The sequence below is a fragment of the Leucobacter celer subsp. astrifaciens genome (assembly GCF_001273835.1).
GTDB lineage: Bacteria > Actinomycetota > Actinomycetes > Actinomycetales > Microbacteriaceae > Leucobacter > Leucobacter celer.
Map to the genome: position 1 here is coordinate 1 of NZ_JHEI01000160.1, position 527 is coordinate 527.

General features: G+C 59.0%; 1 protein-coding gene. It reads left to right on the forward strand.

Features of this window, described 5'->3' with window-relative positions; translation table 11 throughout:
• Positions 1-140 precede the first annotated feature (140 nt).
• A complete protein-coding gene (locus tag AMS65_RS17825; RefSeq protein ID WP_083451832.1) occupies positions 141-497 on the forward strand; it encodes a GntR family transcriptional regulator in 357 nt (118 codons plus the stop codon).
• The last annotated feature ends 30 nt before the right edge of the window (positions 498-527 follow it).

A 527-nucleotide genomic window follows, 5' to 3' on the forward strand; every position in this document is an offset into this window, starting at 1 on the left:
GTCACTCAACACTCGATTCGGCTCAACTCACCCCAAACAACTGGAATGTCAGGAATCGGAGATTCACACCTTATGTGCAAGTATTCTAAAACTTAACCCAGTTTGCGGGTGCTCCGTACCGCTCGATTCAGGAGGAACCTGTGCCAGTGCCTCGCTCGTCCTCACCGATCTCCAAACGCCGCCTGCTGCGCGAAGAAGCGCACGATGCGATCCGAGACGCCATTCTCAGCGGCGCGTTCGCCCCGGGTGAGCAGCTCGACGACCAGCAGCTGCAAGAATGGCTCGGCGTCTCGCGCACCCCGGTGCGCGATGCCTTGAACGCGCTGGCGATCGAGGGCCTCGTCGAAACCGCGGCGCAGAGCTACACGCGCGTCATCAAGCCCGACCCGGCCGACCTGCGATCTGCGGTGCAGGCACTCGGGGCACTCATGGGTGGCGTACTCCGGGTCAAAAAAAAAAAAATCATGCTCATCACGATTGTAGAGTATCAGGTCTAGACAGTCGAGGGAGAGCCTCTACGTTACTAG